This window comes from Niastella vici, assembly GCF_002077945.1.
GTDB lineage: Bacteria > Bacteroidota > Bacteroidia > Chitinophagales > Chitinophagaceae > Niastella > Niastella vici.
Genome location: NZ_LVYD01000062.1, coordinates 23,208 through 32,176 on the forward strand (window position 1 = coordinate 23,208; position 8,969 = coordinate 32,176).

The 8,969-nt window shown below is 49.8% G+C and carries 3 protein-coding genes; all 3 read left to right on the plus strand.

Annotated elements, in window-relative coordinates; translation table 11 throughout:
• Nucleotides 1–58 precede the first annotated feature (58 nt).
• The 3 genes from A3860_RS28495 to A3860_RS28505 all read left to right on the plus strand — a co-directional run bounded on the left by A3860_RS28495 (nucleotide 59) and on the right by A3860_RS28505 (nucleotide 8,623).
• Nucleotides 59–3,529 (plus strand): TonB-dependent receptor, encoded by a 3,471-nt coding sequence (locus tag A3860_RS28495; RefSeq protein ID WP_245843650.1) that lies wholly within the window; start codon nucleotides 59–61, stop codon nucleotides 3,527–3,529.
• A gap of 31 nt (nucleotides 3,530–3,560) precedes the next feature.
• Nucleotides 3,561–5,138: a RagB/SusD family nutrient uptake outer membrane protein gene (locus tag A3860_RS28500; RefSeq protein WP_081153099.1), complete on the plus strand. Its 1,578-nt coding sequence runs from the start codon at nucleotides 3,561–3,563 to the stop codon at nucleotides 5,136–5,138.
• Nucleotides 5,139–5,260: 122 nt separating this feature from the next.
• Entirely contained in the window at nucleotides 5,261–8,623 is a 3,363-nt protein-coding gene (locus A3860_RS28505; protein ID WP_081153101.1) for a VCBS repeat-containing protein, read from the plus strand.
• Nucleotides 8,624–8,969: the final 346 nt, after the last annotated feature.

The window sequence follows — 8,969 nt, forward strand, 5'->3', positions numbered from 1 at the left end:
CAACTAATAGTACAAACTTATGAAAAAAGTACTCGTTAACCAGTTAATCTACCGGTTTATGAGATTAGGATTGCTGCCATTATTATTGATCACCGGTTTTACCGGTATTATGTATGCCCGCCCGGTACACGGGCAGGAAGTTCTGAATCAGCGCATTAACCTGGTTGCAGACAACAAGGAAGTAAAAACAGTACTGAATGAGATCAGTCAAATTACAGATCTCAAATTTGTATACAGTTCCCAACGCATCCCGGTGCGGCAGAAAATATCCCTGGCTGCCCGCAACCAGCGTTTGGGCGAAGTACTGGAAATTTTATTGTCGCCATTGAACGTGTTGTATTTTGTATCGGGCAACCAGATCGTGCTCATGCGAAAGGGCGAAGCCTACAGCCTCGCCATGTTCATGACCGACGATCCGCGAAAGTCCCTGCTCGATGCGGAATCACCCGCAAAGAACATTACGGGTAAGGTAACCAACGACAACGGGGAACCGCTGAACGGGGTTTCGGTACTGGTGCGGGGAACTTCCCGCGGTACCAGCACCAATGAAAAAGGCGTGTTCGTGATACAGGCCGATGTGGGCGAAACGCTGGAGTTTTCGATGGTGGGCTACAAGCAATATGCCGTAAAGATCGGCGATGAAACCACTGTCAACATCAGGCTACAGCCCGAGCAAACCAACATGAACGAAGTGATCATTGTGGGGTATGGTACCCAGCGGCGGAGTTCATTGACCGGCGCTATCACCTCCGTTAATACAAAAGCCATCAATGAATTACCCGTAGCCAGTGTAGAACAGGCGCTGCAGGGCCGCGTGGCCGGTTTAACGGTTACCAACAACGGCGAACCGGGCCAATCGCCCATTGTACGCATCCGCGGGGTAAGCTCTATTAACTTTGCTTCGGACCCATTATATGTTATCGATGGATTTCCCACCGCTAACCTCATCAATTTCGATAGCCGCGATATTGAATCGGTAGAAGTGCTGAAAGATGCCAGTGCCGCTGCCATTTACGGATCGAGGGCCACTAACGGTGTTGTGCTCATTACCACCAAAAAGGGCAAACGCGGCAATAAGCTGAAAGTGACGCTCGATAGTTATGTAGGCACCCAGCGGCCCTGGAAAACCATCGATCTGTTGAATACAGAACAATACCTGCGTTATGAAGCAGCACTGAATGGAGCAGGGGGTGTAGGCCATCCACCCCGTTTACAGCCCGCCAATTTCAACCAGCCTATTTATGATGGTACCACGCAAACCTATGCGCAAACGAATACCGACTGGCAGGACGCCTATTTCAAAAGCGGCGTGCTCACGCAGCATAATTTATCGGTAAGTGGCGGCAATGACCTCAGCCGTTTTTTTACCTCAGCCGGTTATTTCAAACAGGATGGCATTTCGCAAGGCGTATATTATGAACGGGGCAATTACCGCATTAACTCCGAACACAAAATAAGCAACGTATTCAATGTGGGGGAGAACCTGTTCCTGTCGTATTCAAAACAACGGTACGACAATACCACCGGAAACCGTACGCGGTTAGTGAATGTTATTCGTAACCTGCCTTATTTACCAGTGTATGACCCCACAACAAAGGGTGGGTACAGAGGGGCTGAAAATAGTGTAGATGGCGCCGACCCTACCAACCCGGTTGAAGATGCGGTGCTGCTGGGCAATGCGGTTCGCAAAACATTTAAAGTGCTTGGAACTGTATATGCCGATGTGAATTTCACCTCCTGGTTGAAGTTCCGTTCCACCTTTGGCGTTGACCATGTGAACCTGTTCCAGCACCAGTTCAAACCTATTTACAATGATAAGGGACGCAGCGATCCATTAGCAACAGTCGATGACGTGCGCACCTCCATCACTACCTTATTGTTCACCCAACAGCTTACCGCCGATAAAACTTTCGGCAATCATCACTTCACCGCTACCGGCGTATATGAAACGCAGAGTACCCGGTCGTATGGAGAGCAAATGACCGGTAACCAGGCCACCAATGATATAGAAACTATGTTTGGCGCAACGAATGTAGCAGCCTTCAGCACCAAAAGCGAGAACCTGCTGATCTCGTATGTAGGCAGGTTGAGCTACGAGTTTGCCGGCAAGTATATGCTGAGTGCAGCCATCAGGCGCGATGGATTATCAGTGTGGGCGCCGGGCAATAAATTCGCCAATTTCCCCTCCGCCTCAGTAGGCTGGCGTATTGACCAGGAGCCCTTCATGCGCGGGATCAAACAGCTCTCTGAATTAAAGTTGCGCGGCGGTTATGGCGTAACCGGTTTAAATGGTATAGGCATCTTTGGCAAACTGGCCAATTCACAACTGCCGAATGATTATCCCTGGCAGGCGATAGTAGCGTTGAATGGCGCCACTTATCCCTTTAACAATACCATGCCATCGGGCGGTAACGCCTCTTTTTATAATGCCATCTCGAACCCTGGCCTGGAGTGGGAAAAAACAAAGCAGCTGAACATTGGCGTTGACCTGGGATTATTCAATAACCGCATCACTTTATCGGCCGATTATTATCGCCGTAAAACAGATAACCTGATGCTGAACGTGCCAACACCCGGTTCATTCGGATTTGAACGCGCCGGAGTACTGGCCAATGTAGGCGCTATGCAGAATAATGGATTCGACCTGCAATTGGGTTATAAAAAGAATATCGGCGATTTTCAATGGGATGTAATCGGTAATATCAGCTTTATTACCAATAAAGTGCTCAGTCTGAATACGCCAAATGCGACCATCGACAATGGCGGTGACCAGGACTTTGGTGGCGGCGCACCTATTACCCGTACCAAGGCCGGTGAAGCCATACAATCTTTCTATGGGTATATTGTTGATGGCATCTTCCAGAGCGATGCCGAAGTGGCCAGCAGTCCGTTCCAGACCGACAAAACAAAAGCAGGTGACCTTAAGTTCAGGGACCTCAGCGGACCTGATGGCAAACCCGATGGACAGATCACTGCCGATGACCGCACTTTCCTCGGTAACTACCTGCCCGATTATACCTATTCCGTGAACTTCGGCGCCAATTATAAAAATTTTGACGCCAGCATCTTCTTCCAGGGCATACAGGGCAATAAGATCTTTAATGCGGCCCGTATCATCAGGGAAGGCATGCCGCGGTTATTTGGCGCCGGTACAGCCGTGCTGAATGCCTGGACGCCCTCCAATACCAATACCGATATTCCCAGGGCCGTTAGCGGCGATCCCAATCAGAACGTACGCCCATCTACGCGCTGGATAGAAAATGGTTCTTACCTGCGGTTAAAAAATATCATGATAGGCTATACGATCCCGGGCAGCTTTTTGAAAACATATGTACATGGCACCATCAGCAGCTTCAGGGTGTATATTTCTTCCCAAAACCTGTTGACGGTTACCAAATACAAAGGCTGGGACCCCGAGGTTGGATCGAAAGATATCAAACTGCCTAATGGAACGCTTACCAACGGAATCGATTTTGGGCAGTATCCTGCCGCCCGTTCATTCCAGTTTGGTGTGCAGGTAGGTTTTTAACCGGATGCTTTATTTAAAACAATTGACTATTATGAAACCTAAGTATATAAAGTATAGTATCGGGGTCGCTTTGTTAATGGTGGTAACGATCATTGCCTGTGAAAAGCAACTCAATAAAACGAATCCCAGTTATCCCACGCTGGAAACCTATTTCCGCAATACCGATGAATTGCTGAAAGGGACTAACTCTATTTATTCTATTGTTCACTCAGGATCATTGATAGGCCGCGAATGGTTCTTCATACATGACCTGCGCAGCGACGATGTATCGTCGGGTGGGGGACAGCTGGAAGTACCACGGGCGCAAATATTGAACGGCGCCACCACACCCGATAACAAGGTGATGAGTGACGTATGGAACGGATTGTATACCACTATTCACCGGGCCAATACCGTTATAAAATATGCACCTGGCGTTACCGGCGATCTGGCCCTGCGCGACCGGAACTTAGGAGAAGCAAAATTCTTCAGAGCATGGGCGCTGTTTGAGCTGGTGTCAATGTGGGGGCCGGTACCTATGTACCTGGAGCCGGTAACATCACCCAGCCAGTTTCAGCCGCGGGCCACGGAAGCCAGCATTTATGAGCAGATCATAAAAGACTTTACCGATGCCGCAGCCGCTTTGCCACCCAGCTATCCCGATGCAGACCGTGGCCGCGTAACCAAAGGCGCAGCCAATGCCATGTTGGGCCGGGTGCAAATGCAGAAAGGCGATTACGGCGCCGCCAAAAACGCCTTGCTGGCCGTGAAGAACTCAGGCCTGTACAGCATCAATATTCCTTACAGCGATAACTTCCTCGAAGAAACAGAGTTCAATCAGGAATCCATTTGGGAAGCCGTGTTCTTTGAGAACAAACCCAACACGTTCAACTGGGGTGGCGAAACAGGGCCAAACGGCGATGATCCCAGTCAGGCCCAGGGAACGGTACGCAACCAGGAATATTCGCCTATTGCGTGGCGTAACCTTATACCATCGAACCGGTTCCTGAATGAATTTGAGAATACGGCCACCGGGGCTGCGAAAACCGATCCGCGTTTTGCCATGACGGTGTATCAAACCGGCGATAAGTATAACAATGGTGCTTCGGTGCTTACCGATGATGACCAAAACGGAAACTCATCTGTTTTGAACGGTGTTACCAAAAAAATAAGCTGGCGCAAGTTCATGATCATTTATAAACATGGCAAGGGCGGCGACCGCGCCGGTGGTGGCAATAACCAGCGCATCATACGGTATGCCGATGTACTGTTGATGCTGGCCGAATGTGAAAATGAGCTGGGCAATAAGGACGTTGCCGTTGATTACCTGAACCAGGTGCGCGACCGCACCGGGGTGAACATGCCGCATTACCCCACCACGCAATACCCAACAGGAGATAAAACAGCCGTTACGCGCGCCATTATGCATGAAAGAACAGTAGAACTGGGCGATGAGGAAGTGCGTAACCGCGATATTTTGCGCTGGCGCAAAAAGGGATATTTCACGACAGATCCGCTGTCATATTTCAAGGCCGGCCGCGACGAGCTGCTGCCTATTCCGCAACAGGAAATTGACAACAACCCACAGCTGGCTTCGGGTGGAATTAATAAACAGAATGGCGGGTATTAATTAAAAGCCAAAAGCATAAGAAATTTAGCGATTTCGGGATTTAGCGATTTTGAGATTTGTCTGAAAGGCAAAACCTGTCGAAATCTCGAAATCCCGAAATCTCGAAATCAGAAATACATTATATGTTTTCATCGCCCGCGTGCTGTTATCTGCGTTCACTGGTTTTATCTGTATTCGTACTATTGGCAGCTTGTACTACAGAACAAAAAGATACATTGTTCAGGTCATTGCCCTCAACAGCTACCAATATACATTTCATCAACCAGGTGAACGAGACCGACAGCACGCATTCCTTTATCAATGAATTTGGTTACATGGGTGGGGGAGTGGGTATTGGCGATTTCAATAACGATGGCTTAAAAGATATTTATTTCACCGGTAACCAGGTAAGCTCGAAACTGTATCTTAACAAAGGGGATAACCGCTTTGAAGATATTACCGAAAGCGCCCATTGCGGTACTACAGGCTGGGCAACGGGGGTAAGTGTGGTTGACATCAATAACGACGGGTACGACGATATTTATGTATGTGTGTTTGGAAAGAATTTGCTGCAGCGCGCCGCCAACCTGTTGTTTATTAACCAACACAATAACACTTTTAAAGAATCGGCTGCAGAATACGGACTGGCCGATACCAGTTACAGTACCCAGGCGGTGTTCCTTGATTATGACAAGGATGGCGACCTCGATATGTACCTCACGAATTACCTGCTCAGCAGCGGCAATGCCAATACTATTTATCCGCGCGATCAAACGGGCCGGTCACCGGCCAATGATAAATTGTATCGCAACGATGGTAACGGGGTTGCCGGGCATCCGGTATTTACCGATGTAACAATGGCGGCGAATATCAAAGAAGACGGATATGGATTAGGCGTGGTGGTGAGCGATTTCAACAATGATAACTGGCCCGATATCTATGTAGCCAATGATTTTTTATCGAACGATGAATTGTGGCTGAATAACCGCAATGGTACGTTCACCAATTGTATTGCGAAATCGATACAACACCAGAGTTACAGCAGCATGGGCGCCGATGCGGCCGACGTTAATAACGACGGCTTGCCCGATGTGGTAACGCTCGATATGATGCCTGAGAATAATGAGCGACGCAAGCTTACCTGGAGTGTGATGAACTATGAGCGCTACCAGGCAGAGCGTTCATATGGCTATGAGCCCGAGTATATGCGCAATATGATGCAGTTGAATAATGGCAGTGTATCCGGTGTGCCGTTCTTCAGTGAGATCGGCGAAATGGCCGGCATTGCCAATACCGACTGGAGCTGGAGCGTGTTGATGGCCGATTTTGATAATGATGGCTGGAAGGATGTGCACATTACCAATGGCATCGGGCGCGATTTTATCAATGCCGATTTCCTCGAGTTCAGTTCAACCGTAATGGGCCGTGTAAGCGATATACGGGAACAGCGGAAACTGATCAATGAAAAACTGGCCTCGTTGCATCATGTGGAGTTAGGCAATTATTTATACCGCAACAATGGCAATTATACGTTTACCGATGTGTCGCAACAGGCGGGGGTGAACGAAGCGTCGATGTCGAACGGTGCGGCCTGGGCCGACCTCGACAATGATGGCGACCTCGACCTGGTGGTGAACAATATCAATAAAGAAGCTTTTGTACTCATCAATGGCACCAATGAAAAGAAGAAGCCGGTAACAAATCATTATATAAGTATAGCCCTGAAAGGAAATGGCGCCAACCGCCATGCGTTTGGCGCGAAAGTAAAAGTATATACCGGCGATGAGGTGCAGGTACAGGAGCAGAACCCGGTGCGCGGGTATTTTTCAACGGTAGATACCAAACTGTTGTTTGGGTTGGGACAGCATACGCATATCGATTCCATTGTTACCATTTGGCCCGATAATACCTTTCAGGTGTTGCGGCCCGTGGTGGTGGATTCGCTATTGGTTATAGATCAACAGCCGGCCGGAACGCGGCTTGCAACAGCCCCGGCAAACCAGCTGGCTGTTTTTTCAGATGTCACCGATGCCACACACATGGCATATAAGCATACAGAAAGTAATTACAACGACTTTGCGGTGCAACGGTTGTTGCCACAGAAATATTCGCAGTTGGGTCCATATATAGCCACCGCCGACGTTAACAAGGATGGACTCACTGATTTCTTCGTTGGCGGTGCTTTTAATTTCAGTGGCCGTTTGTTCATGCAGCAAAAGAACGGACAGTTCACGAGCGCGGCCCTTACAGACAGTATAAAGATGGAAGAAGACCAGGATTGCGTTTTCCTGGATGCCGATGGCGATGGAGATGCCGACCTGCTGGTCACCGGTGGCAATGTACAAATGGAAGAAGGCTCGGCGTATAATACGCCCCGGTTGTACCGGAACGACGGGAGCGGACATTTCCGGTTAGAAGCGAAGGCGATCCCATCGAACATCCGCCTTATTGCCGGCTGCGTACAGGCGACCGATTACGATGGCGATGGCCAGCCCGACTTGTTTATTGGCAGCCGCGTTACGCGGCGCTATCCCTTGCCCGGGCGCAGCTATATATTGCACAACGACAAAGGCGTATTTACCGACGTTACGGCAGCAGTATGCCCCGCGCTGCAGACACCCGGGATGGTTACCTCGGCCGTATGGACGGACCTCGACAACGACCACCAGCCCGACCTGGTGATAGCAGGGGAGTGGATGCCCGTACGGTTCTTTAAAAACGACCATGGCCATTTGCGCGAGATTACCCAGGCTACCGGATTGGGCAATAGGACCGGCATGTGGCGGAGTTTGGCCGCGGCCGATATTGATCACGATGGCGATATGGACCTGGTGGCCGGTAATTTGGGAATGAATTGCGATTACCAGGTGAGCGACTCAACGCCGATGGAGTTGGTGGCTGCCGATCTGGATGGGAATGGCAGCATTGACCCCATACCGTTTTATTATATTAAGGACCACACCGGAGTTAAGCGTTTATACCCCGGCATCAACCGGCGGCAGTTTGCCGACCAGGTGCCGGCTATTAAGAAGCAGTACCTTCACCATGCGCAATATGCGCAGGCTACGTTCGACGATATCTTCAAAGACAAACCGCGTGACAGCCTGACCCGCTTCACCTGCACCGAAACCCGCAGTTGCTGGCTCGAGAACACCGGGAATGGGCAATTCCGGTTTCACCCGCTGCCCCCCGAGGCGCAAATAGCGCCGGTGAACGCCATTGTGTGCGACGACCTCGATGGCGACGGGGTAACCGACCTGCTACTCGCAGGAAACGAATACCAGACGGACGTAATGACCGGCCGGTATGATGCCTCCTATGGCTGTTTTCTAAAAGGCATCGCCCACAAGAACTTTCTGGACATACCACCGGTGCGGAGTGGGTTTATCGTGCGTGGGGATGTGAAGGACATGGCGTTGGTGCGCCGCCCCGGTGGCCAAAAAATGGTAGTGGTGGCGGTCAATAATGATTCCCTGAAGGTTATGGGAATCAATTCATTGAAATAGTTTGCTTAGGACAAGGAAATTTATCGATAAAAAGCTATTTTTGCGGGCCCGATGAAAAATCGGGCAAGGGTAAGTTTTGAACGAACGGCTCATTTTTGAGCATCCCGACAGGGGTCGGGAAGGTTTTAGGTTCAAAACCCTTAGTATCCGGACCGGTAGCTCAGTTGGATAGAGCATCCCGACTAAGTCGGGAAGGTCATAGGTTCCGAAAGCATTAATAAAAATATTGGACCGGTAGCTCTGGACAGAGCATATCCCGACTAAGGTCGGGAAGGTCATAGGTTCCGAAAGCGTTATTAAAATATTGGATCTGTAGCTCTGGACAGAGCATCCCGACTAAAGTCGG